General features: G+C 71.7%; 19 protein-coding genes. 14 read left to right on the forward strand and 5 right to left on the reverse strand.

Going from position 1 to position 23,627, the window contains the following annotated elements:
* Positions 1 to 148: 148 nt before the first annotated feature.
* The gene (locus AB5L52_RS33910) at positions 149 to 364 is read left to right on the forward strand and encodes an I78 family peptidase inhibitor (protein WP_351567619.1); all 216 of its coding nucleotides are present in this window, start codon (positions 149 to 151) and stop codon (positions 362 to 364) included.
* 127 nt (positions 365 to 491) lie between these two features.
* On the opposite strand, the gene AB5L52_RS33915 is transcribed toward AB5L52_RS33910, so the two are convergent.
* Together AB5L52_RS33915 and AB5L52_RS33920 are read right to left on the reverse strand one after the other, a co-directional pair.
* Complete coding sequence (locus tag AB5L52_RS33915; RefSeq protein ID WP_351022266.1) at positions 492 to 1,520, reverse strand: phosphatase PAP2 family protein; 1,029 nt, start codon at positions 1,518 to 1,520, stop codon at positions 492 to 494.
* 238 nt (positions 1,521 to 1,758) lie between these two features.
* Positions 1,759 to 3,036, reverse strand: a complete 1,278-nt coding sequence (locus tag AB5L52_RS33920; RefSeq protein ID WP_369367519.1) for a glycosyltransferase family 39 protein — start codon at positions 3,034 to 3,036, stop codon at positions 1,759 to 1,761.
* Between the two features lie 259 nt (positions 3,037 to 3,295).
* Here AB5L52_RS33920 and AB5L52_RS33925 point away from each other — a divergent pair, with 259 nt between their 5' ends.
* The gene (locus AB5L52_RS33925) at positions 3,296 to 4,900 is read left to right on the forward strand and encodes an MFS transporter (protein ID WP_369367520.1); all 1,605 of its coding nucleotides are present in this window, start codon (positions 3,296 to 3,298) and stop codon (positions 4,898 to 4,900) included.
* Between the two features lie 89 nt (positions 4,901 to 4,989).
* Positions 4,990 to 6,180 carry an acyl-CoA dehydrogenase family protein gene (locus AB5L52_RS33930; RefSeq protein WP_351022259.1) on the forward strand — a complete coding sequence of 397 codons (1,191 nt, stop codon included), beginning with the start codon at positions 4,990 to 4,992 and terminating at the stop codon, positions 6,178 to 6,180.
* A gap of 36 nt (positions 6,181 to 6,216) precedes the next feature.
* Here the strand turns inward: AB5L52_RS33930 and AB5L52_RS33935 are convergent, their stop codons facing one another.
* Positions 6,217 to 6,654, reverse strand: a complete 438-nt coding sequence (locus tag AB5L52_RS33935; protein ID WP_351022257.1) for a cell division protein SepF — start codon at positions 6,652 to 6,654, stop codon at positions 6,217 to 6,219.
* A 267-nt stretch (positions 6,655 to 6,921) separates the two neighbouring features.
* Here AB5L52_RS33935 and AB5L52_RS33940 point away from each other — a divergent pair, with 267 nt between their 5' ends.
* Positions 6,922 to 8,112 (forward strand): DUF5685 family protein, encoded by a 1,191-nt coding sequence (locus AB5L52_RS33940; RefSeq protein WP_351022254.1) that lies wholly within the window; start codon positions 6,922 to 6,924, stop codon positions 8,110 to 8,112.
* A gap of 9 nt (positions 8,113 to 8,121) precedes the next feature.
* Here AB5L52_RS33940 and AB5L52_RS33945 read toward each other — a convergent pair whose 3' ends face one another.
* Positions 8,122 to 9,060 (reverse strand): ABC transporter substrate-binding protein, encoded by a 939-nt coding sequence (locus AB5L52_RS33945; RefSeq protein ID WP_369367521.1) that lies wholly within the window; start codon positions 9,058 to 9,060, stop codon positions 8,122 to 8,124.
* A 420-nt stretch (positions 9,061 to 9,480) separates the two neighbouring features.
* Between AB5L52_RS33945 and AB5L52_RS33950 the strand changes: the two genes are divergently transcribed.
* From AB5L52_RS33950 to AB5L52_RS33995, 10 genes are all read left to right on the forward strand, one after another.
* A complete protein-coding gene (locus AB5L52_RS33950) occupies positions 9,481 to 10,338 on the forward strand; it encodes an amino acid ABC transporter permease (protein ID WP_369367522.1) in 858 nt (285 codons plus the stop codon).
* Positions 10,335 to 12,095 (forward strand): FAD/NAD(P)-binding protein, encoded by a 1,761-nt coding sequence (locus AB5L52_RS33955; protein WP_369367523.1) that lies wholly within the window; start codon positions 10,335 to 10,337, stop codon positions 12,093 to 12,095. The genes AB5L52_RS33950 and AB5L52_RS33955 overlap by 4 nt, the downstream gene beginning before the upstream one ends.
* Complete coding sequence (locus tag AB5L52_RS33960; protein ID WP_369367524.1) at positions 12,092 to 12,853, forward strand: amino acid ABC transporter ATP-binding protein; 762 nt, start codon at positions 12,092 to 12,094, stop codon at positions 12,851 to 12,853. Before AB5L52_RS33955 ends, AB5L52_RS33960 begins: the two co-directional genes overlap by 4 nt.
* Positions 12,854 to 12,896: 43 nt before the next feature.
* Positions 12,897 to 13,976 (forward strand): LLM class flavin-dependent oxidoreductase, encoded by a 1,080-nt coding sequence (locus tag AB5L52_RS33965; protein WP_351022241.1) that lies wholly within the window; start codon positions 12,897 to 12,899, stop codon positions 13,974 to 13,976.
* 13 nt (positions 13,977 to 13,989) lie between these two features.
* Positions 13,990 to 15,264 (forward strand): NtaA/DmoA family FMN-dependent monooxygenase, encoded by a 1,275-nt coding sequence (locus AB5L52_RS33970; RefSeq protein WP_369367525.1) that lies wholly within the window; start codon positions 13,990 to 13,992, stop codon positions 15,262 to 15,264.
* On the forward strand, positions 15,261 to 16,043 hold the full coding sequence (locus tag AB5L52_RS33975; protein ID WP_369367526.1) for a DUF1684 domain-containing protein: 783 nt from the start codon (positions 15,261 to 15,263) through the stop codon (positions 16,041 to 16,043). The genes AB5L52_RS33970 and AB5L52_RS33975 overlap by 4 nt, the downstream gene beginning before the upstream one ends.
* A 245-nt stretch (positions 16,044 to 16,288) precedes the next feature.
* Positions 16,289 to 17,185, forward strand: coding sequence for a S1 family peptidase (locus AB5L52_RS33980; protein ID WP_369367527.1), 897 nt, complete (start codon positions 16,289 to 16,291; stop codon positions 17,183 to 17,185).
* Positions 17,186 to 17,499: 314 nt separating this feature from the next.
* Complete coding sequence (locus AB5L52_RS33985) at positions 17,500 to 18,582, forward strand: S1 family peptidase (protein WP_351022233.1); 1,083 nt, start codon at positions 17,500 to 17,502, stop codon at positions 18,580 to 18,582.
* A gap of 188 nt (positions 18,583 to 18,770) precedes the next feature.
* On the forward strand, positions 18,771 to 22,214 hold the full coding sequence (locus AB5L52_RS33990) for a DNA polymerase III subunit alpha (RefSeq protein ID WP_369367528.1): 3,444 nt from the start codon (positions 18,771 to 18,773) through the stop codon (positions 22,212 to 22,214).
* Positions 22,211 to 23,185: a hypothetical protein gene (locus tag AB5L52_RS33995; protein WP_369367529.1), complete on the forward strand. Its 975-nt coding sequence runs from the start codon at positions 22,211 to 22,213 to the stop codon at positions 23,183 to 23,185. The genes AB5L52_RS33990 and AB5L52_RS33995 overlap by 4 nt, the downstream gene beginning before the upstream one ends.
* A 17-nt stretch (positions 23,186 to 23,202) precedes the next feature.
* Here AB5L52_RS33995 and AB5L52_RS34000 read toward each other — a convergent pair whose 3' ends face one another.
* On the reverse strand, positions 23,203 to 23,577 hold the full coding sequence (locus AB5L52_RS34000) for a cupin domain-containing protein (protein WP_369367530.1): 375 nt from the start codon (positions 23,575 to 23,577) through the stop codon (positions 23,203 to 23,205).
* Between the last annotated feature and the right edge of the window lie 50 nt (positions 23,578 to 23,627).

Below are 23,627 nucleotides of genomic sequence, written 5' to 3' on the forward strand. Positions count from 1 at the left end.
GAGCCCAACGGAAACCCCCGTACGTGTGACTCGGCACGAGGGAAACGGGACCGGGAAGCTGTGACAGAAGTGTGACCGTAGGTGGATACGACTCTTACCCGGCCGTGCCCGGCTTCCGTCACCTCCGGTTGCGGCCTAGCGTGGCGGCATGGCACCGATTCCCACTCCGCCAGCGGAGCCCCAGGACAGTCCGGACGGGTACGTCGGTCTCGACGCCACGAACGCCGAGCGGCTCGCCCGGCAGCGCGGCTGGTCGACGGTGCGGTCGCTGCCGCCGGACGCGATCATCACCATGGAGTACCGGGCGGGACGCCTGAACTTCGAGGTGCGCGACGGCCGGGTGGCCCGCGCCTGGAAGGGCTGACGCTCCGCCTCAGGGCGCTTCCGGCGTCCGTACGACGAAGGCCCCGTCTCCCTCTTTCGGGAAGCGGGGCCTTCGTCGTAAGGGCGGGGCGGTTGTGCGTACCGGGCCCCGCCGTCGGCCAGGAGGGTCAGCCGCCCGTCACGGGCCGGGCCGGCTGGGTGGTGCCGCGCGGGAGGCGGTGGTCGGTGTGCGGCGGACGGCGGCTGCCCGCCGGGGTGACCGGGGTGCGTTCCGAACGGGTCGTGTGCGGTCCCGGGGCCAGATGCGCCATCGCCCGGGCGGCGCGGGCCGAGGTGACCGGCTCGCGCGCCGGGGCCGGCTGCTCGGCCGGTGCGCCGCGGGGTCTGAGCACCACCGGCGTGACCGGGACGACCGGTTCGGGCACGGGCCGGCCACGGCGGTCGCGCCAGCGGTCGCGCAGATCGAACAGCGCGGTCTCGGTCCTGGCGATCAGCGGCTCGAACCAGGGCAGGGCGAGCAGGATCAGCAGGCCCGCGGCCCAGCCCAGCAGGACGTCGCTCAGCCAGTGCGTACCGAGATAGACGGTGGTGAGGCCGACGCCCAGCGCCGTGATCGCGGACAGCGCCGACAGCCAGCGGCGCGCTCTCGGGGTGGAGGCCAGATAGGCCAGGATGCCCCAGGTCACGACCGCGTTGGCGGTGTGGCCGCTGGGAAATATATCGCCGCCCCGCATCATCTCGTTCGAGCCGATCACGGTCGCGTAGTGCGGACCGAGGCGCCCCATGCCGTACTTGGCGGCGCCGACCGTGATGTTCAGCAGGAGCAGCGATGCGGCGAGGGTGAGCAGCGGGCGCAGGGTGTGCTGCCGCCAGGAGCGCCAGCCGAGCCAGGCCGCGACCATGACCGCGGTGGGGCCGCGCTGGCCGAGCACCACGTAGTAGTCGAGGAGGGCATGGATCTGCGGCCACTGCTGGTACGGCCGGAAGAACATGACCTGCCAGTCGAGCCGGACCAGCCAGGACGTGATCACCACGGCCCACACGATCGCCAGGTAGAAAGCCAGGGTCGCGGTGAAGAGAACGACCCGGTGCCGGCTCATCCTTGGCACATCGATGTGGGCCGGTCGTTCCGGCTCACGGTCGAGTCTGGCGAACACCCGGTCCAGACGCCGGGTGATGTTTCGTTCGGTACGCACCCAATCGACGTTACAGCGAGTGAGCTGTGAACCCCGTCGAAACAGCGGGTTTGTGATGACGATGTGATGTGGCAAACCTCTCAAGGGCGGGCTGAATTCCAGGGATTCCGCAATCCCGCGAGGTTGTTCCGTTCAATTCCTTTGATCATGCCGGGTGTTGTTTATATGGCCCTTATGATTACGTTAACCTCGCCCTGGCGCGGAATTTTCCGCAGCGTCATCGGGCCGCCGATGTCGATCATGGGGGACCGGAGCCGTTCAGCCAGAATGCTCCGTAGATCGCTGCCGCGCTCGCCAACAGGGCCGTGACCAGCACGGATCGGGTCATCCGCAGCCGGGCGAGGGCGCAGGCGAGCGGCAGCAGCACCGGGAAGGCGGGCATCAGCAGCCGTGGCTTGGAGCCGAAGTAGCTCGACGCGCACAGGGCGAGCGCGAGGACGACACCCGTGTACACCAGCAGTGCGACCGGCTGGCGCCGCCGGATGCCGGTCACGTACAGCCACAGCAGCAGGGCGACCCCGATGATCAGGCCGGCACCCGCGAGGGCGGACGGAAATGACGTGAACTTGTCGGCCACGAAGCGGGCGAATGCGTAGCCGCCGTCGAACCCGTTGCGCCAGCCGGCCTGCACGTCCAGATATCCGAAAAGTCCCTTCCCGGTCCGCCGGCCGACCCAGAGCACGTAACCGGCGGCCCCGAGCGGTGCGATGACCATGCCCAGCGCGCGGCGCCGGCCGGGGGCGGATGGGGCGAACGGTGCGATCGGGGTCTGTGCGCCGGGAGTGAGAGCCCGGGCGTGCGTGCCGTCAGGGGCGCCGAGCGTGCGCGCCGGGGTGCGTTCTGCATGGTGCGCGCCGGGTGCGGGCGTCACGCTCCGGTCTCGCACGAACGAGAGCACACCCGTCACCCACACCGCCGCGATCACCGCCGCCCCCACCGGCCGGGTCAGCCCCGCCAGCGCGGCCAGCGTGCCCGCCCACACCCAGCGGCCGGTCAGCAGCGCGTACAGCGCCCAGGCCGCCAGCGCCGTGAACAGCGACTCGCTGTACGCCATCGACTGCACGATCCCGACCGGCAGCACGGCCCACAGCAGTACGGCGCAGAGCCCCGCCCGGGAGCCGTACACCCGGTCGGCGACCGCGAAGATCCCGCAGGCCGCGGCGAGCGAGGCGAGCAGGCTGACCACGAATCCGGCGTCGGCGTACGACAGCGGCGTGACCGCGTGCAGCGACCGCTCCAGCCACGGCAGCAGCGGGAAGAACGCCAGGTTGGAGTGCACGTCGCCGTTCGGCAGCCGTACCTCGTAGCCGTACCCCAGCTCGGCGACCCGGGTGTACCAGAGCGAGTCCCAGCGGGCGGTGAGCAAGGTGTACGCGCTCTTGCCGCGCGCGGCGCTCCACACCGCCAGCACGACCAGCCCCAGCGCGCGGACGGCCGCATAGCCCAGCAGGGCCGGCGCCGCCCGGCGCAGAAGTGGGGCGCGGCGTGGGTCCACGCGCGTTTCAAGATCGGTCACGGACTCGATTATCGACGGGGGAGGGAACCGGACCGTCCCCCGGGGCGTGGTCAAGAGGGGGCGGTGTGGGGTACGCCACAAGGGTTCCGTCGTGCGTGTGAGAGGTCCGCCACGTGACCCCGAGGCGGACTCGCGTACGCTGACGAGTCACCCGCGTGGGTTTGCGCGGGCCGGAGACCCCGCTCCTCTCCGGCCGTACGACAGGGAGTCCCCACCCCGTCGCTCCGCCCCGCGCGCGGCACATCTGGGAGGTACGCGCATGTCCGGGACGACCACGGCTGCCGTTCGGCCGCGCCGTCGGCCGGCCGGCGCGAACCGCTGGGTCGTGCTCGTCGTCCTCTGCGTCAGCCTGCTGCTCGTCGCCGTCGACGCGACCGTGCTGCACGTGGCGGTCCCCGCCGTCACCGAGGACCTCAAGCCCGGTGCCCTGGAACTGCTGTGGATCGTCGACGTCTATCCGCTGGTCTGCGCCTCGCTGCTGATCCTCTTCGGCACCCTCGGCGACCGCATCGGCCGCAGACGCGTGCTGCTGCTCGGCTACGGCCTGTTCGGGGTCGCCTCCGCCCTGGCCGCCCTCGCGCCGACGGCCGAGGCGCTGATCCTCGCCCGCGCCCTGCTCGGCGTGGGCGGCGCCATGATCATGCCGGCGACCCTGTCGATCCTGCGGCAGGTCTTCCCCGACCGGCGCGAGCGCGCGCTCGCCATCGGCATCTGGAGCGCGGTGGCCGCCGTCGGCGCGGCCGTCGGCCCGCTGCTCGGCGGCTTTCTGCTGGAGCACTTCTGGTGGGGCGCGGTCTTCCTCGTCAACATCCCACTGATGCTGGTCAGTCTGCCGGTCGGCCGGATCCTGCTGCCCGAGTCCCGCGGCGACCGCAGCGGCCCCTGGGACGTCGTCGGCGCCCTGATGGCGGCCGGCGGTCTCTTCGGTGTCGTCCTCGGTGTGAAGCAGCTGGGCGGCGGAGCGGCCCCGCTGAGCCCCTTCACCGTGCTGCCGCTGCTGGCCGGCGTGGTCCTCCTCGTCCTCTTCGTACGGCGGCAGCGGCGGCACCCGCATCCGCTGGTGGACCTCAGGATGTTCCGCCGGCCCGCGTTCAGCACGTCGGTGGGCTGCATCGTGCTGGCGATGCTCGCGCTCGTCGGCCTGGAGCTGATCGCCGCCCAGTATCTGCAACTGGTCCTCGGGCTCTCCCCGCTGCAGACCGGCCTGCGCCTGCTGCCCCTGACCGTCGCGGCGATGGCGGCCGGCCTCGCGGGCGCGCGGATGGTGCGCCGCTTCGGGCCGCGCCGGATGGTGTGCGCCGGTTTCGTGCTGACCGCCGCCGCGGTCCTGACGCTCACCGCGATGGGCACCGCCGACAACGCGCAGCTGCTGCTGGGCGGGTTCGTCCTGCTCGGCTTCGGTCTTGAGACCACGCTCTTCGGGGCCTACGAGTCGATGCTCAGCGAGGCCCCGGCCGAGCAGGCCGGCGGCGCGGCGGCGATCGGCGAGACCTCGTACCAGCTCGGCGCCGGCATCGGCATCGCCCTGCTCGGTACCGTGATGAACGCGGCCTACGCCCCCAACCTGCGCTCGGTGCCGGGCGTTCCGCGGCACGCGTCGGACGCGGCGGGGCACTCCCTCGGCGAGGCCTACGCCGTCGCCGGACGCCTCGGCGGGTCCGCCGGAGCGGCACTGCGCCGGGCCGCGCGGGACTCCTTCGTGCACGGGCTGCATGTGACGCTGCTGGTGAGCGCGGGCCTGTTGCTGCTGGGCGCGGTGATGGCGCTGCGGCTGCCGCGGGTCATGCAGTGCGGCGCGGAACCGGTGACGGCGGTGGAGCTGCCCGCGCCGCGCGAAGTGGTGGACTCCCGCGTCACGGCCTGACGCACTGGACGTACGCGACACCGCACCGTAACGTCGGCGTCGATCCGTGACTAGCGGTGCTAGTTTTCTTGTGTGCCGGAGGGTGTCCCATGTCCGCGTCCGCGAAGTTGCCCCCCTTCGATCCCGCCGACCCGCTCGGCATCGACGACCTGCTGGAACCGGAGGACCTGGCCATCCGGGACACCGTCCGCGACTGGGCCGCGGACCGCGTGCTGCCGTATGTCGCCGACTGGTACGAGAAGGGGGAGCTGCCCGGTATCCGGGACCTCGCCCGCGAACTCGGCTCCCTCGGCGCCCTCGGCATGTCCCTGACCGGGTACGGCTGCGCCGGTGCCACGGCCGTGCAGTACGGCCTGGCCTGCCTGGAGCTGGAGGCGGCCGACTCGGGCATCCGGTCCCTCGTCTCGGTGCAGGGCTCCCTCGCCATGTACGCGATCCACCGGTTCGGCAGCGAGGAGCAGAAGCTCCAGTGGCTGCCGCGCATGGCGGCCGGCGAGGTGATCGGCTGCTTCGGGCTGACCGAGCCCGACCACGGCTCCGACCCGGCCGCGATGCGCACCCACGCCAAGCGGGACGGCGACGACTGGGTGCTCAGCGGCCGCAAGATGTGGATCACCAACGGGTCGGTCGCCGGGGTGGCCGTCGTCTGGGCGCAGACCGAGGACGGCATCCGCGGCTTCGTCGTGCCCACCGACAGCCCCGGCTTCACGGCGCCCGAGATCAAGCACAAGTGGTCCCTGCGCGCCTCGGTCACCAGCGAATTGGTGATGGACGACGTACGACTGCCCGCGAACGCCGTACTCCCGGAGGTCACCGGACTGCGCGGCCCGCTCAGCTGTCTGTCCCACGCCCGGTACGGCATCGTCTGGGGCGCGATGGGCGCGGCGCGCAGCAGCTTCGAGTCGGCGCTGGACTACGCGAAGACCCGGGAGCAGTTCGGGCGGCCCATCGGCGGCTTCCAGCTCACCCAGGCCAAGCTCGCCGACATGGCGGTCGAACTGCACAAGGGCATCCTGCTCGCCCACCATCTGGGGCGGCGGATGGACGCCGGCCGCCTGCGCCCCGAGCAGGTCAGCTTCGGCAAGCTCAACAACGTCCGCGAGGCGATCGAGATCTGCCGTACGGCGCGGACGATCCTCGGCGCCAACGGGATCTCCCTCGAATACCCCGTGATGCGGCACGCGACCAACCTCGAGTCGGTGCTCACCTACGAGGGCACCGTCGAGATGCACCAGCTCGTGCTGGGCAAGGCGCTCACCGGTCTCGACGCCTTCCGGTGAGGCCCCGGGCGGGCAGGGCCGGCGAGCGGCCCTGCCTCAGCTCTGGTTGAAGAAGCCGTCGTCGCGCTGGCCGGACGCCTCACCGCTGATGATCTCCGTGTCGGCGGGCGTCAGCAGGAACACCCGGTTGGACACGCGGTCGATCGAGCCGCGCAGACCGAAGATGAGCCCCGCCGCGAAGTCGACCACGCGCTTGGCGTCGGCGGGCTCCATCGCCGTGAGGTTCATGATGACCGGGACCCCGTCCCGGAACAGCTCGCCGATGGCGCGGGCGTCCCGGAAGCTGTCCGGGGTGACCGTGCCGATCCGGCGGCCCTTCTCCTCGGCCGTGTCCGTGGCCACCTTCACCCGGGGGTCCGTGACCCAGGCGTCCCCGGACTCGGAGCCCTCGGAGTACTCGTCGTCGTAGTAACGCTCGTCATCGTTGTCGTCGACGAGGCCGAGCCACGCACTCGCCTTGCGTACCGATCCCATGGACGCCTCCTCTCGCAGCGGGCTTTCGTGCTTTCCGCATCCCTATGGTCATCCATGATGCGGACGGTGCGCCAAGTGGATAGGCGCCGCCCGGGGGGTTTGTGACGGTACTGGTGCACAACCGATCCGTCGAGAGTCCTTGTATCCCAAGGGTCCAGACTCGTACGGCTGCTGACTGAGAGTGAAATATGATTGTCGGCGGCGGATGGGTGATCACCGGCGCGTACGGGTGAATGCCAACGTCGTACCACACCACGGGGGATCGTCGTGTTCGGAATCGTCAGACCGTGCGCTCATCGGCTCGGTGAACGTCTCAAGACCGAATGGATGGCGCATTTGTGCGGGCTCTGTCTCGCACTGCGCCGCGACCACGGGCAGTTCGCACGCATCGTGACGAACTATGACGGCCTGCTCATATCGGTTCTGACGGATGCTCAGACCGGTCCGACCCTCGACGGCCGCCGTACGGCCGGGCCGTGTGCGCTGCGTGGCATGCGTACCGCGTCCGTCGCCCAGGGCGAGGGCGCGCGGCTCGCCGCGGCCGTCTCGCTGGTGCTCGCCGCGGCCAAGGTCCGCGACCATGTCGCCGACGGGGACGGGCTGCTGGCCCGCAGACCGGTGGCCGCCGCCGCGCGCCGGGTCGCCGCGGGCTGGGGCAACGCCGGTGCCCGCAGCGGCGCCGCGGTCGGCTTCGACACCGGTGTCCTCGTCGAGGCGGTCGACCGGCAGCTCGGCCTGGAGACCCTCGCCGGGTACGGCACACCGATCCTTTCCGTCACCGAGCCGACCGAGACCGCGACCGCCGCCGCCTTCGCCCACACCGCGGTACTGGCCGGACGGCCGGGCAACGCACAGCCGCTCGCCGAGGCCGGACGTCTCTTCGGGCGGCTCGCGCATCTGCTGGACGCCGTGGAGGACCAGCACACCGACGCGTTGTCGGGCGCCTGGAACCCCCTCACCGCCACGGGCACTTCACGGGCCGAGGCCCGCCGGCTCGCCGACGACGCCCTGCACGGCATCCGGCTCGCCCTGCGCGAGGCCGAGTTCACCGACGGCAAGCTCGTCCATCTGCTGCTCGTGCACGAGCTGGGGCGGTCGGTGGACCGGGCGTTCGGCACCTCCTCGTGCGGACACGCGCCCGAGGCCGCCTTCGGACCGCCGCCGGGCCACTACACGCCCGACGCGCCGGGGCACCCGTACGGCCATCCCTTCGGCGGGCAGCCGCCGGGCCCGGACAAGCGGGGCTTCTGGGCGGGTTGCGCGGCCGCCCTCGGCCTGTGCTGCACCTGCAAGGTGTGCTGCGCCGACGAGTTCGAGGGCCCCTGGTCGCGGAAGAGGCGCGAGGGCTGCTGCGCCAACTGCGACTGCGACTGCGACACGTCGTGCTGCGAGGCCTGTCAGTGCTGCGAGTGCTGCGAGTGCTGTGAATGCTGCTCGGGCTGTGACTGCGGGCTGTGACGATGCCGTTCAGCTCTTCAGTTCCGGCGGGCTGATCCGCGACGTGGTGATGGCCGAGCCCGTCGTCCCCCACTTCTTCAGGATCTTGCCGTAAGTGCCGTCGGACAGCAGCTTGTTCACCGCCCCCTGGAAGGCGGGGGCCAGCCTGGTGCCCTTCTTGAAGGCGAAGCCCACGTCCAGGCGGTGGTATTCGTCGAGGAACTTCAGCCCCGGCTGGTGAGCCACGGCGTAACGCAGGCCGTTGATCGTGGACATCACGATGTCGCTGCGGCCCTGCTGGACGGACGACCAGATCGCGCTCGGATCGGCGTACGTCTGCACCTGGTACGGCTTCTTGCCCGCGTCGGTGCAGACGTGCTTGTTCTCCTCCAGCGTGGCCTCGAAGGTCGTTCCGGCGCCGGTCGCGACATTCAGACCGCACAGCTGCCGAAGGTCGGTGATCTTGGAGAGTGTGCTGTCCTTGCGGGTGGCGAAGCCCTGGCCGTCGTTGATGTAGGTGACGAAGTCGATCGTCCTGCGGCGCTCGTCCGTGACGCCGAAATTGCTCGCGCCGAAGTCGTACTTGCCGCTGTCCAGCGCGGGCAGGATCGCCTCGAAACTCGCCTGCTCCACCTTCAGTTCGATGCCGAGCACCCGGGCGACCGCCTTGGCGAAGTCGACGTCCTGGCCGGTCAGCGTCTTGCCGTCGGACAGATAGGTGGTGCCGGGCGGGGTGCCGCCGACGCTGATGGCGACGGTGAGGCGCGTGGTGCCGGCGGGCAGCAGCCTCGCCGCCGCCGCGTCCTTCTTCTCGGCCGAGACGACGTCCGTGGTGGGCACGTCGTCGGACCCGGCCGCCACTCCGGAGGCGGCCGTCCCGCCCGGGCCCCCGGAACCGGAGCCGCAGGCGGTGAGGAACAGCGTGGCCGAGGTGATCGTGACAAAGGGCAGCAAAAGACGCGTACGCATCGGGAAGCGGTCTCCTGTGAGCAGCGGTGTGCGGAAGCGCGAGGGGAGGGGTGCGCGTGTGAAGGCGTGGTGAAAGGCGTGCCGAAAGAAGGGAGAACGCGATGACGCCGGCCGACGGGCCGGCATACGCAGGGGGTCAGCTCAACAGGAACAGGACCACACGCGACCGAAGTCGATGTGGGAGCGGGTGACCAGCCACTGCTGTGGATGCATAGGCCAAGTGGAACAGGCATCCGGTTCCGCGTCAACTGACGTGAGACGTACGGCTCACAGTCCGGACAGCCTTGACAGCGCGCGGAAACGCCCACGTACTCTCGGGGTACGGCCCTGCTGAGGGGCTCGGCCGTATCCGCGCCGCTCGGCGCGCCCGTGTGAAGGCACCACCCCGTTCTGACGACCCACGCGTCACGGAGCCTTCGCATGTCATCCGACACCCTCGCCCAAGCCCCCACCGCGCCGGAGAAACCCGGGCCGGCAAACGCCCCGCGGATCGTCCCGCAGCGCCGGTACGGCCAGTGGGCGGCCGCCGTCGTCGTCCTCGCCCTGCTCGTCCTCGCAGTCGACTCCGTCCTGCGCAACCGGGCGTTCCAGTGGGACGTCGTCGCCGGCTACGTCACCTCGGACTCCATCCTGCGCGGGCTCTGGCTCACGCTGTGGCTGACCGCCGTCGTGATGGTCCTCGGCTTCGCCCTCGGCACCCTGCTCGCCGCCTTCCGGCTGTCCGCCAACCCGCTGCTGAGAGCGGTAAGTTGGGGCTACGTCTGGCTGTTCCGGTCGATCCCGATCCTGGTACAGCTGCTGCTGTGGTTCAACATCGGGGCGCTGTACCCGCAGGTGTTCGGGGTGCGGACCGTCGACCTGTTCACCCCGGTCGCCGTCGCGATCGTCGGACTCACCCTGCACGAGGCCGCCTTCGCCGCCGAGGTCGTCCGGGCCGGCATCCTCTCCGTGGACCGCGGCCAGATCGAGGCCGCCCAGGCGCTGGGCCTGAGCCGGTCACGGCGCTGGTGGCGGATCGTGCTGCCGCAGGCCATGCGCGCCATCGTGCCGCCCGCCGGCAACATGCTCATCGGCACCCTCAAGGGCACCTCGATCGTCAGCGTCATCGCCGTCAACGACCTGCTGTTCTCCGCCCAGTTGATCTACCACCGCACCTACCAGGTCATCCCGCTGCTGATGGTCGCGACCCTCTGGTACGCGGTCGTCACCTCACTGCTCGGCCTCGGCCAGCACTTCGTGGAGAAGTACTACGCGCGCGGCACGGGGCACGCCCGATGAGGCCGCAGCTGGTGATCGTGGGAGCCGGGCCGCGGGGGACCGGACTGCTGGAACGTATCGCCGCCAACGTCCCGGAGCTGTATGCCGGTTCGGGACTCGACATCCATCTGGTCGACCCGCATCCGCCGGGCGGCGGCCGCATCTGGCGCCAGGCACAGTCGCCGCTGCTCTGGATGAACTCGCACGCCGAGGACGTCACCATGTTCACCGACGAGACGGTGACCATGGACGGACCCGTGCGCGAGGGCCCCACCCTGCACGAATGGGCCGCAGTGGACGGCGGCACCTTCGCCGACCGGCAGCTCCAGGGCCGCTATCTGCGCTGGGTGTACGAGCGGGCCCGCGCCGATCTGCCGCCGGAGATCACCGTCCACCACCATCCCCGGCGCGCCCTGCGCATCCGCGGCCCGCGCGACGGCCGCCAGCAGGTGTGGCTGGAGGACCGCCCGCGCCCCCTCCTCGCCGACCTGGTGATCCTCGCCCTCGGCCACCTCGATGCCGAACTCGACGTGGAACAGGACGAGTTGGCCGCCTACGCCCGTGAGCACGGCCTGGTGCACCTGCCGCCCGACTTCACCGCCGACAGCGACCTGTCCCCGCTGCGGCCCGGCGAACCCGTCCTCGTCCGGGGCTTCGGGCTGGCCTTCGTCGACCTGATGGTGCTGCTCACCGAGGGCCGCGGCGGGCGGTACGACGGCGACACCTACGTGCCCTCCGGACGGGAGCCGGTGCTCTACGTCGGCTCGCGGCGCGGAGTGCCGTACCACGCGAAGATCGGCTACGGCTGGACCGGTGACCGGCCCCCGCTGCCCCGCTTCCTCGGGCCGGCCGCGATCGAGGACCTGCTGGCCCGGCCGGAGGGTTTCGACTTCCGGCGCGATGTGTGGCCACTGGTGGCGAAGGAGCTGGGCTTCGCCCACTACCACCGGCTGTTCACCGCCCACACCGAGCGCACGGCGACGGCCTGGGCCGACTTCGAGGAGAAGTACGCGGCCGCCGACGACCCCGCCGAGATCCGGGCGCTCGTCGCCGCCGCCGTACCCGACCCGGCCGACCGCCTCGACCTCGCCGCGCTCGACCACCCGCTGGACGGGGTCCGCTACGCCTCGCACGAGGCGTTCCAGGACGGCCTGCGGGCCTACATCGAGGCCGACCTGGACCGTCGGCACGACCCGGCCCACAGCGCGGATCTGGGCGTCTTCCTCGGACTGCTCTCCGTCTACGGCCAGCTCGTGCGGCTCGGGAACACCGGCCCCTGGTGGCACGGCTTCTTCAGCTACCTGGCATCGGGGCCGCCCGGACCCCGGCTGCGGCAGATGCTCGCGCTGTCCCGGGCCGGCCTGCTCAGGTTCGTCGGCGCCGGCATGACCGTCAGCGCCGAGAACGGGGTGTTCCGGGCCGCCAGTCCCACCGTGCCGGGCTTCTCGGTCGAGGCCCGGGCGCTGGTCGAGGCCCGGCTGCCCGAGCCCACCGTCGGCCGGGCCCGCGACAGCCTGCTGCGCGAACTGCACGCCGACGGCGCCGCCGAGACCCCCGACGGACTGCTCCGCACCGACCCCGGCGACGGCCGGATCCTCGACGGCGCCGGACGCCCGCATCCCCGCCGCTTCGCCCTCGGCCCGTACACCGACGCCCGTACCCCCGGCGCCTTCACCCGGCCGCGCACCGGAGGGGCCGCGTTCCGGCAGAACGACGCCACCGCCCGCGCGGTACTGGCCTTCCTGAGCACCTCACAGATGAAGGAACTCGCTCGATGACAGTCATGGTCGACATCAGGTCGGTGCACAAGAGCTTCGGCTCGCTCGACGTCCTCAACGGCATCGACCTCCAGGTGCGCGCCGGTGAGGTGACCGTCGTGCTCGGCCCCTCCGGCTCCGGCAAGTCCACGCTGCTGCGCACCGTCAACCACCTGGAGAAGGTGGACCGGGGCGAGATCAGCGTGGACGGCGCGCTGGTGGGGTACCGGCGCGTCGGGAACAAGCTGTACGAGCTGCCCGAGCGCGAGGTGCTCCGGCAGCGCACCCGGATCGGCTTCGTGTTCCAGAACTTCCACCTCTTTCCGCACCTCACGGTCCTGGACAACGTCGTCGAGGCGCCGGTCTCCGCGCTGAAACGGCCCCGGAAGGAGGCGGTGGCGGGCGCGCGCCGGCTGCTGGAGCGGGTGGGACTCGGCGACAAGGCCGACGCCTATCCGCGGCAGCTGTCGGGTGGGCAGCAACAGCGGGTGGCCATCGCCCGGGCCCTCGCGCTGGAGCCGAAGCTGCTGCTCTTCGACGAGCCGACCTCGGCGCTCGATCCCGAGCTGGTCGGCGAAGTCCTCGACGTCATCCGGGACTTGGCCGCCCGGGGCACGACGATGATCGTCGTCACCCACGAGATCGCGTTCGCCCGTGAGGTCGCCGACACGGTGGTGTTCATGGCCGACGGAAGGATCGTCGAACAGGGTCCGCCGGGCGAGGTCCTGGACCGGCCGCGGCAGGAGCGGACCCGGGCGTTCCTGGCGAAGGTGCTGTGAGGGTGGGCATCGCCGTCGGTCGCGCCGTGCCGGGAGCGTCGAGGTGAGCGCGCGCCACGGCCGGGGGCTGCTGCATCTCGCCGCCGCCGTCGATCTCGCCGGCTGTTTCGGCGCGGAGCCGTACGCCGAGCTGGTCCGGCTCGCCGAGCGCGGCGGGCTGGACTTCGTGACACTGGACGACTCCTTCGGCCGGCCCGGGCCCGACGCCCTCGGCGTGCTGTCCCGGGTGGCGCCCGCGACCCGGCGCATCGGCCTGGTCCCGACCGTCACCACCACCCACACCGAGCCCTTCCGGGTGCAGGCCGCCGTGGCGACCCTGGACTGGATCAGCCGCGGCCGGGCCGGCTGGCGGATCGACGTGTCCGCCGGCGAGGACGAGGCCCGGCTCTTCGGCCGCCGTCCGGCCGCGCCGCCCGATGCGCTGTGGCGGGAGGCGGGTGAGGTCGCCGATGTGGCCGCGAAGTTGTGGGACAGCTGGGAGGACGGCGCCGAGATCCGGGACGTGCCGAGGGGCCGCTTCCTGGACCGGGACAAGCTGCACCGCGTCGACTTCACCGGCACCGCCTTCTCCGTCCGGGGCCCCTCGACCATGCCCCGGCCGCCGCAGGGCCACCCCGTCCGCGTGGTCGACGCCACCGAGCGCCACGCCCGTACCGTCGCCGCGCGGCACGCGGACGTGGCCCTGGTCCGCGCCGCGACCCCGGCGCAGGCCACCGCCGTACGCGACGAACTGCGTGCTCTGGCCGCCCGGTCCGGGCGGGATCCGGACGGCGTACGGGTCCTGGTGAGCCTGCTGGTCGACCTCGGCGACGGAGAACGCGCCGCCGAGCCCGGCCACGGCGGCGGGGGCCCACGGCCCACCGTGCGGGGCCCGCTGTACCGGGGCGGCCCGGTCGACCTCGCCGAACTGGTCGCCGGCTGGCACGCCGACGGTGCCACCGACGGCTTCCACCTCGTCCCCGTCGAGCCGCGCCGCGACCTGGAGCGGCTGGTCAACGGCACGGTGGCACTGCTCCAGCACCGGGGCCTGTTCCGCACCTTCTACCCGGGCAGCACGCTGCGCGAGCACCTGGGGCTCGGCCGGCCCGCCCATCAGTACGCCGGGACCGGGGGAGCGCTGTGACCGGGGGCGCGTCATGACACCGCGGCAGATGCATCTGGCGGTCCGGTTCCCGGTGGCCGAGGACGCCGCCGGGTGGGCTGAGCCGTGCGCCGGCGCACGGCTCGCCTTCCCCTCCTACGAACGACTCGCCCGCACCGCCGAACGCGGGCGGTTCGACTTCCTGCTGCTCGGCGAGGAGCTGCGGCTGCCCGAGCACCGGGGGCGCCTGCACGACCTCGACCCGGCGGGCGGACCGGAGCCGGTCGCCGTGCTGAACGCGCTCGCCGGGGTCACCGAACGGCTCGGGCTCGCCGCCACCGTGCACACCACCTTCGGCGAGCCGTACGAACTCGCCCGCCGGCTCGCCACCCTGGACCAGCTCAGCGCCGGCCGGGCGGGCTGGCACGCGGTACCCGCGCCGGACGCCCGGGCCGGCGCGAACTTCCGCTCCGGCGGCCGGCCGGATCCCGAAGCCCGGTCCGCCGAACTCCTCGCCGTCGCACGGAAGTTGTGGAGCTCCTGGACGTCCGACGGGACGCCGCGGCCGTTCGCGCACCGCGGGCGCCACTTCGACATCGCGGGCGAGTTCGCACTGCCCCGCTCCCCGCAGGGGCAGCCGGTGATCATCCAGGCGGGGGAGTCCGAGGCGGCGCGGGAGCCGGCCGCCGCCTCGGCCGACGTCCTCCTCGTCCCGTACGGCTCGCCCGAGGCGGCCCGCGCCCGCCGTGCCGGCATCGGACGACGGCTCGCCGCGGCCGGCCGGGCTCCGCAGGACCTGAGGGTCATGGCCGGCGTCACCGTCGTCCTCGGGGACACCGCCGCCGAGGCGCAGGAGCGGGCCGTCGGCATCAGACGGCGACGGGTCACCCCGCGGTATGCGCGGTACGCGCTGGAGCGGCTCTGGGGTGTGGACCTCTCCGGCCACGACCTCGACGGCCCGCTGCCCGCGCTCGCCCCTCGGCGCCGGGACGGCGACACCCTGGCACGCGTCGAGAGGTGGCGGGCGCTGGCGGAGGAGAAGGGGCTGTCCAGCCGGGAGACCGTGATCGAGGCGAGCGGCCGGCAGTCCTTCGTCGGCACGCCCGACTCGGTCGCCTCCGACCTGCACGCCCTGGTCCGCGAGGGGGCCGCCGACGGTTTCCTGCTGGCGGCCGGCGGGCTGGAGGAGTTCGTGGACCGGGTGGTGCCACTGCTCCAGGAACGCGGCGTGTTCCGCACGGAATACCAGGGTGTCACCCTTCGCTCCCATCTCGGGCTGTCCCACCCGGTGGGGGAAGGCCGATCGCGGAGGAAAGGAAACACGGCATGACGACGGACGCAGCCGACGCATGGCAGCGGTGGCACGAGGAGCGTGTCGAGAGGGTCTCGGCGCCCTACGGGCCGCTCGCGCTGACCGCCACCCACTGGGTCGAGGATCATCTGGCGGGGCGGCTTCCGGACATTCCCGGGATTTGGGTGGCCGATGGGGAGGGCGTGGTGCTCACCGCCGTCGAGGCCGACGGCCTGACCCTGGACGGGCGGCCCTTCGCGGGTGCGGTCCGGCTCGCCGCCGACCGCGGCCCGGAGGCTCAGGCGCGGGTCGCGCTCGGTGAGAAGCGGCTGTTCGTACTGGTCCGGGAGGGCGTGTGGGGGGTGCGGGTCTACGACCCCGGGGCCGAGGCCCGCCGTGCCTTCAAGGGCATCGTGGCGACCGAGTACGACCCCCGCTGGTCGGTGCCGGGGCGTTTCACGCCGTACGACGGTCCGCGCACCGTGCGGGTGGGCAACGCGGACGGGCGCGAGCGCGGGCTCACCCTCGCCGGTGAGCTCGCCTTCACCCTGGACGGGCGGGAGCTGACCCTTCAGGTCGCGCAGCAGGGTGACGGGTCGCTGTGGGCCGTGTTCACCGACGCCACCAGCGGCGACAGCGGCTTCCCGTTCCGCTTCCTCCATCCGGCGACGCCGGACGCCGAGGGGCGTACGACCGTCGACTTCAACCGCGCCCAACTCCCGCCGTGCGCCTTCGCCGACCACTTCGTCTGCCCGTTCCCGCCGCCCGGCAATGCGCTGGACGTGGCGATCGGGGCGGGGGAGCGTGCGCTGGGCTGAGGGCGGGGTGTGCCGGGTCGGTGCAGGAGTGTGCCGAGTCGGTGTCAAGGGCTGCCGCGTAAGAGTGGTTTAAAGTCCTACGGCCGAAAGGCACTCTTGTGGCGACCGGTCATTCGGCCGAATACTCCCCCTCAGCGCTTGTCAGGGGTAAGCGCGTTCGGAATCCGGTCCCGCCCCCACTGGCTGCGCCTCACGGGCCCCGTCCCCCACGCGGGCCCCCGACTTCCCCTGGGAGGGAACGAAAAGTGAGGATCAAGCGCACTACTCCCCACCACGGCGCTGCGAGACGGACCCGGCTGATCGCCGTGGCCACCGGCTTCCTGGCCGCCGCCGCGTTCGCCGCCCCCACCGCGAACGCGAGCGACGACCACTTCACCACTGCCCAGCTCACCAAGGCGAGCGACTCCGTCGGCAGGGCCGACGTAGCCGGTATGGCCTGGGCGGTCGACAGCAGGACCAACCGTGTCGTCGTCACCGTCGACAGCACGGTGTCCAAGGCCGCGATCGCCGAGATCGAGCGGCAGGCCGGCGCCGGCGCACGGGCGCTGACCATCAAGCACACCTCCGGCAGGTTCAGCAAGCTCATCAGCGGCGGCGACGCCATCTACGGCGGCCAGTACCGCTGCTCGCTCGGCTTCAACGTGCACAAGGGCAGCACGTACTACTTCCTCACCGCCGGGCACTGCGGCCAGGCCGCCTCCACCTGGTACAGCAACTCCGGCCACACCACGGTGCTGGGCACCAACGTCGACTACAGCTTCCCGGGCAACGACTTCGCGCTGGTGCGGTACACCAACTCCTCGATCGCGCACCCGAGTAGGGTCGGCAGCCAGAGCATCACCAGTGCGGGCACGCCGCGCGTGGGCCAGACGGTCTACCGGCGCGGCTCCACCACCGGTACGCACAGCGGGCAGGTCACGGCGCTGAACGCCACTGTCCACTACGACAGCGGTGAGACCGTCAGCGGCCTGATCCAGACCACGGTGTGCGCCGAGGCCGGCGACAGCGGCGGTTCGCTGTACGCGGGGTCGGTGGCCTACGGGCTGACGTCCGGGGGCAGCGGTGACTGCACCTCCGGTGGTACGACGTTCTTCCAGCCGGTCACCGAGGCGTTGAGCTACTACGGGGTCACGCTGCCCTGACGGCCGGTTTGCCGAGTCCCCGTACGCCCTGGGCCGTGCGGGGCTCTTCCTTTGCGGGGATGGGTGAAAACAAGCCATGCGCTGTCGTCACGTTCCGCAGAGGGCTCCTTGCACGTTGTATTTGCAGTGTTAATTTCCCGGAGTGACCGTGGTCAGTCAAGGTTTGGAGGGGTGCGCAAGTCCCTTCTACGCGCGTCCTGAAGTCAACCTTGTGTGCCCCCTGTGTCGTTCGGAAGAGTGGTCCCTCGCCAACCAGCCTTCCGGTCCGCCACCCCCACAAACCGGCGGACCATCCCCCCACAGGAGGACGTGAGTTGAAGCACCGACGCATACCCAGGCGGCGGGCCGCCCTGGCCGGTGCGGGCATCGCCGCACTGGTCGCAGCGGGTGTCACCTTGCAGAACGCGAACGCCAGCGAGCCGGTGAAGTCCGCTCCCCAGGTGAAGGTTCTGTCCGCTCCGGCGGCTGGAAACCTCGCCTCCACGCTGCTGAAGAACCTCGGCTCCGACGCCGCCGGCAGCTACTACGACGCCCAGGCCAAGAGCCTCGTCGTCAACGTGCTCGGCCAGGGCGCCGCGAAGGCCGTCGAGGCGGCCGGGGCCAAGGCGAGACTCGTCACCAACTCGCTCGCCGCGCTCGACGGGGCGCGGACGACGCTGAAGAAGGACGCGACCATACCGGGGACGTCGTGGGCGACCGACCCGATCAGCAACAAGGTCGTCGTCACCGCCGACAAGACGGTCTCCGGCGCGGAGTGGGCCAAGCTCAGCAAGGTGGTCGACGGGCTCGGCGGCAAGGCCGAACTGAAGCGGTCGAAGGCGGAGTTCAAGCCCTTCATCGCCGGCGGCGACGCGATCAGCGGTTCCGGTGGGCGCTGCTCGCTCGGCTTCAACGTGGTCAAGGACGGGCAGCCGTACTTCCTGACCGCCGGGCACTGCACCGCGGACATCTCCAGCTGGTCGGACTCCAGCGGCAAGGAGATCGGGCAGAACGCGGAGTCGCACTTCCCGGGGACGGACTTCGGGCTCGTGAAGTACACGGCGGGCGTGGACCACCCGAGCGAGGTCGACCTGTACAACGGATCCACCCAGAAGATCACCGGGGCCGCCGAGGCGACGGTGGGGATGAAGGTGACGCGCAGCGGGTCGACGACCCATGTGCACGACGGTACGGTCACCGGGCTGAACGCCACGGTGAACTACCAGGAGGGCAGCGTCAGCGGCCTCATCCAGACCAATGTGTGCGCCGAGCCCGGTGACAGCGGTGGTTCGCTGTTCTCGGGGAGCAATGCGATCGGGCTGACCTCCGGTGGCAGCGGCGACTGCACCTCCGGCGGGGAGACGTTCTTCCAGCCGGTCACCGCTGCGCTGTCCGCCACGGGGGCGCAGATCGGCTGAATCGTTTGATCCGCGAAGCCCCGTCCCCCGGTGTGTGGGGGCGGGGCTTCGTCGTGTCCGCGGCGGCCCTGGTGAGCGGGTGTTTGCGCAGGTGGGAGACGGCCGAATGGATGTCGTACACATGTTCGGGAATAGGGGTATGGTGGGGGTGGCAGTAGGGAACTGATGTTCGAGTGCGGGAGGTGGGTGTGCCGGGCTTCGTGCATCTGCACACCGTCTCCGGGTTTTCCCTGAGGTATGGGGCATCCCATCCGGAGCGGCTGGCCGAGCGCGCCGGTGAGCGGGGCATGGATGCCCTTGCCCTGACCGACCGCGACACCGTCGCGGGGGTGGTGCGCTTCGTCAAGGCCTGCGCGAAGGCCGGCGTCCGTCCGCTGTTCGGTGCCGATCTGGCGGTGGAGGGGGCCGCGCGGGTACGTGAGGGCGATCCGGTACGCCGGGAACGGCGCGGCACCCCGGTGCGCGGCGGTGCCTTCATCGACGAGTCGACACCCCGTGTGACCTTCCTCGCCCGGGACGGCGCCCGGGGCTGGGCCGATCTGTGCCGGCTGGTCACCGCCGCCCATACCGCTCCGGACACCCCCCGGCTGACCTGGCCCGACAACCATGCCGACGGCCTGACCGTGCTGCTCGGCCCCGGCTCCGACGTGGGCCGCGCCCTTGCCGCGGGCCGCCCCGACCGGGCCGCGAAGCTCCTCGTCCCCTGGCGGGAGGTCTACGGCGACGCGCTGAGGCTCGAAGCCGTGTGGCACGGGCGTACGGGCGCGGGGCCCGGGTCCCTGCGGCTGGCCGCCCGTACCGTCGGCTTCGCCGCCGAGCAGAGGGTGCGGCCCGTGCTCAGCAACGCCGTCCGGTATGCCGACCCCGGGGCGGGGCCTGTCGCCGACGTCCTGGACGCCGCCCGCCGGCTGGTGCCCATCGACCCCGCCAGGGAGCTGGACTCGGGCGAGGCCTGGCTCAAGGGCGCGGGTGACATGGCGCGGGTCGCCGAGCGGGTCGTGGAGGCTGCCGGCTATCGGCGGGATGTCGCGCATCGGCTGCTGGAGCAGACCCGGGCGACCGCCGCCGAGTGTCTGGTGGATCCCGAGGACGACCTCGGGATCGGGACGGTTCATTTTCCCGAGGCGTATCTCGTCGGTGCCGGGCGGCGCACCGCCCAGCGCGTGCTCGCCTCGCGGGCGGCGGCGGGCATGGTGCTGCGCGGCTATGACGGCCGCCGGGACTACTGGGCGCGGATGCACGAGGAACTGGACGTCATCGCCTACTACGGCTATGCCTCCTACTTCCTGACGGTGGCCCAAGTGGTCGATGACGTACGGAAGATGGGGATCCGGGTGGCCGCCCGGGGGTCCGGGGCCGGGTCCCTGGTCAATCATCTTCTGGGGATCGCGCATGCCGATCCGGTCGAGCACGGGCTGCTGATGGAGCGCTTCCTGTCCAAGCGCCGGGTCGCGCTGCCCGATATCGACATCGATGTGGAGTCCGCGCGCCGGCTGGAGGTCTACCGCGCGATCATCGACCGGTTCGGCACCGAACGGGTCGCGACGGTCGCGATGCCGGAGACCTATCGGGTGCGGCATGCCATCCGGGACGTGGGCGCCGCCCTGTCCATGGACCCGAGTGAGATCGACCGGGTCGCCAAGTCCTTTCCGCACATCCGGGCGCGGGATGCGCGGGCCGCGCTGGAGGAACTGCCCGAGCTGCGGCAACTGGCGGGGGAGAAGGAGAAGTTCGGGCGGTTGTGGGACCTGGTCGAGGCACTGGACGCGCTGCCGCGCGGGGTTGCCATGCATCCGTGTGGGGTGCTGCTGTCCGATGCCTCGCTGCTCGGGCGTACGCCGGTCGTACCGACCAGTGGCGAGGGCTTCCCCATGTCGCAGTTCGACAAGGAGGACGTGGAGGATCTCGGCCTGCTCAAGCTCGATGTGCTGGGCGTGCGGATGCAGTCGGCGATGGCGCACGCGGTCGCCGAAGTGGAGCGGGCGACGGGGGAGCGGATCGATCTGGACGCGGTGCCGCCGGGGGACGCGGGGACCTATGAGCTGATCCGGTCCGCCGAGACGCTGGGGTGCTTCCAGATCGAGTCGCCCGGGCAGCGGGATCTGGTGGGGCGGCTGCAGCCGAGTACGTTCCATGATCTGGTCGTCGACATCTCGCTGTTCCGGCCGGGGCCCGTCGCCGCCGACATGGTGCGGCCGTTCATCGAGGCGCGGCACGGGCGGGCGCCGGTGCGTTATCCGCACCCGGATCTGGAGCGTCCGCTGAAGGAGACGTACGGCGTCGTCGTCTTCCACGAGCAGATCATTCACATCGTCGACATCATGACCGGTTGCGGGCGGGCCGAGGCGGACGCGGTACGGCGCGGGCTGTCCGACCCCGAGTCGCAGGGGAGGATCCGGGTCTGGTTCGCTCAGCGTGCCGCGGTGAACGGATACGACGCGGAAACGATTCAGCGGACCTGGGAGATCATCGAGGCCTTCGGGTCGTACGGGTTCTGCAAGGCGCATGCCGTCGCCTTCGCCGTGCCGACGTATCAGTCGGCCTGGCTGAAGGCCCATCACCCGGCCGCGTTCTACGCCGGGCTGCTCACACACGATCCGGGGATGTATCCGAAGCGGCTGTTGCTGGCCGATGCGCGGCGGCGCGGGGTGCCGATCCTGCCGTTGGACGTGAATGTGTCCGGGGTCGCTCATCGGATCGAACTGGTGTCTGAATCCGGGGTGTGGGGACTGCGGCTTGCCCTGTCCGATGTGCACGGCATCAGCGAGGCCGAGGCGCGGCGGATCGCGGGCGGGCAGCCGTACTCCTCGCTGGTGGACTTCTGGGAGCGGGGGCGGCCCAGCCGTCCGCTGGCCCAAAGGCTCGCCCAGGTGGGGGCGTTGGACGCGTTCGGTGCCAATCGGCGGGATCTGCAGCTGCATCTGGCCGAGCTGCACCGGGGGGCCCGGGGCGGGGGCGGTGGCCAACTCCCCTTGGCCGGTGGGCGGAAGACCGCTTCGGCCGGGCTGCCCGACCTCACCCCGGCGGAGCGGCTCAGTGCCGAGCTGGGCGTGCTGTCCATGGACGCCTCGCGCAATCTGATGGACGACCACCGGGAGTTCCTCGGGGAGCTGGGCGTGGTCTCCGCGCGCCGGCTGCGCGAGGCGCGGCACGGTGAGACCGTGCTGGTCGCGGGCGCCAAGGCGGCCACCCAGACCCCGCCGATCCGCTCCGGCAAGCGGGTCATCTTCTCCACGCTGGACGACGGCACGGGGCTGGTCGATCTGGCGTTCTTCGACGACTCGCACGATGCCTGCGCCCACACCGTCTTCCACTCGTGGCTGCTGCTGGTGCGGGGAGTGGTGCAGCGGCGCGGGCCGCGCAGTCTGAGCGTGGTGGGTTCCGCCGCCTGGGACCTCGCCGAACTCGTCGAACTGCGGGCCGCGGGCGGACTGGACGAAGTGGCGGCGCGGCTCGCGGAGCCGGTGGCCGAGGGCGCGGACGGTGATCCGACCGGCGGGCGGCGGATCCAGCTGCCGACCGGATACGCGATGCATCCGTGGGCCGATCTGCGGCCCGCGGGCCAGGAGGCCGCGCAAGGGCCTTCGGCGATGAAGAAGTTGTGGCACCAGAGTCCGGGGAGTGCGGGATGACCATTCTCTGCGTACGTTTCCAGCTGCCGCCGATGTACGAGGCGGCTCTGCCGGGGCTGCTCGGGTTGCTGGAGGATTTCACCCCGGTCGTCGAGGCGCTGCCTCCGGACGGGGCGCTGGCCGATCTGCGCGGTGCCGAACGGTACTTCGGGCGCGGCGCCGTGGAGCTGGCCTCGGTGATCCGGGTGCGGGCGCTCGCGCGGTACGGCGTCGACTGCATGATCGGCGCCGGTCCGGGGCCGATGCTGGCCCGTGTGGCACTGTGCGACGCCCGGCCCGGGGTGACCTGTGCCGTGCCCGAGGACCCGGCCGGCATCGCCGGGTTTCTCGCCGAACGGCCGGTGTCCGCACTGCCCGGCGTCGGTGCGGCGACCGCCCGCACCCTGGGCGAGTACGGCCTGGACACCCTGGGTCTGGTCGCCGGCGCGCCGCTCTCCACGCTCCAGCGGCTGATCGGCGCGCGGGCGGGCCGTGAGCTGCGCGAGAAGGCGAGCGGCATCGACCGGGAGCGGGTCGTACCGAACGCCGTCTCCCGGTCGCTGGCGGCCGAACGGGCCTTCGGGATCGACGAGCTGGATCCCGGCCGGCACCGCAGGGCGCTGCTGTCGGCCGCCGAGGAGCTGGGCGCCCGGCTGCGCGCGGTGGAGAGGATCTGCCGCACCCTGACCCTCACCGTGCGCTACGCCGACCGCTCTTCCACCACCCGCAGCCGCACCCTGAAGGAGCCGACCGCGCACTCGGCGGCCCTGACGAAGACGGCCTACGGCATGTACGAGGCGCTCGGCCTGCAGCGCGCCCGGGTCCGCGCGCTCACCCTGCGCGCCGAGGGCCTGGCCCCCGCCGACCAGGCCTCCCACCAGCTCACCTTCGACCCCGTGGACGAGAAGGTCCGCCGGATCGAGGAGGTCGCGGACCGCGCGCGGGCGAAGTTCGGGCCCCGGGCGGTGATACCGGGGACCTTGGCGGCGTAACTCCGTTCAGCCGGACGTCAGTTGGCCCAGGGCGGGGTGATGCGGGTGCCGTCCGCCAGCTCCGCTTCCAGGCCGACGGAGGTGGTGACCCAGGAGAGCGCGGTGTGGTCGGTGGGGTTCTCGACGGCGAGGGTCGCGCCGGGGTTGACGATCACCGTGTCACCGGCGCGGATGCGCTCGGTCCGGCCGTCGAGGGTGATCAGCAGTTCACCCACGAGCAGATGGAAGACCTCCTCACGGCTGACAGTGTGCGCGGGCGCCTTGATGCCGGCCGGAATCTCACCGCGCCAGGCGCAGAGTTCCTTGCTCCCGGTGAGCGGGGTGGCGTACGAGACGAAGCGGGCGCCGTGGATCTCATGGGTGGTGGCCTCGGACGAGCGGACGACGGGCATGGCGGTGGCCTCCGTTCAAGTGGTCAAGTGGCTTGACTATATGGTCAAGC

Origin of the sequence: Streptomyces sp. CG4 (genome assembly GCF_041080655.1) — a bacterium.
GTDB lineage: Bacteria > Actinomycetota > Actinomycetes > Streptomycetales > Streptomycetaceae > Streptomyces.

Excerpts from the sequence above, each read along its gene's own strand:
- AB5L52_RS33910 (WP_351567619.1), top strand. The coding sequence starts at position 149 with ATGGCACCGATTCCCACTCCGCCAGCGGAGCCCCAGGACAGTCCGGAC.
- AB5L52_RS33925 (WP_369367520.1), top strand. The coding sequence starts at position 3,296 with ATGTCCGGGACGACCACGGCTGCCGTTCGGCCGCGCCGTCGGCCGGCC.
- AB5L52_RS33930 (WP_351022259.1), top strand. The coding sequence starts at position 4,990 with ATGTCCGCGTCCGCGAAGTTGCCCCCCTTCGATCCCGCCGACCCGCTC.
- AB5L52_RS33935 (WP_351022257.1), bottom strand. The coding sequence starts at position 6,654 with ATGGGATCGGTACGCAAGGCGAGTGCGTGGCTCGGCCTCGTCGACGAC.
- AB5L52_RS33945 (WP_369367521.1), bottom strand. The coding sequence starts at position 9,060 with ATGCGTACGCGTCTTTTGCTGCCCTTTGTCACGATCACCTCGGCCACG.
- AB5L52_RS33950 (WP_369367522.1), top strand. The coding sequence starts at position 9,481 with ATGTCATCCGACACCCTCGCCCAAGCCCCCACCGCGCCGGAGAAACCC.
- AB5L52_RS33955 (WP_369367523.1), top strand. The coding sequence starts at position 10,335 with ATGAGGCCGCAGCTGGTGATCGTGGGAGCCGGGCCGCGGGGGACCGGA.
- AB5L52_RS33960 (WP_369367524.1), top strand. The coding sequence starts at position 12,092 with ATGACAGTCATGGTCGACATCAGGTCGGTGCACAAGAGCTTCGGCTCG.
- AB5L52_RS33970 (WP_369367525.1), top strand. The coding sequence starts at position 13,990 with ATGACACCGCGGCAGATGCATCTGGCGGTCCGGTTCCCGGTGGCCGAG.
- AB5L52_RS33975 (WP_369367526.1), top strand. The coding sequence starts at position 15,261 with ATGACGACGGACGCAGCCGACGCATGGCAGCGGTGGCACGAGGAGCGT.
- AB5L52_RS33995 (WP_369367529.1), top strand. The coding sequence starts at position 22,211 with ATGACCATTCTCTGCGTACGTTTCCAGCTGCCGCCGATGTACGAGGCG.
- AB5L52_RS34000 (WP_369367530.1), bottom strand. The coding sequence starts at position 23,577 with ATGCCCGTCGTCCGCTCGTCCGAGGCCACCACCCATGAGATCCACGGC.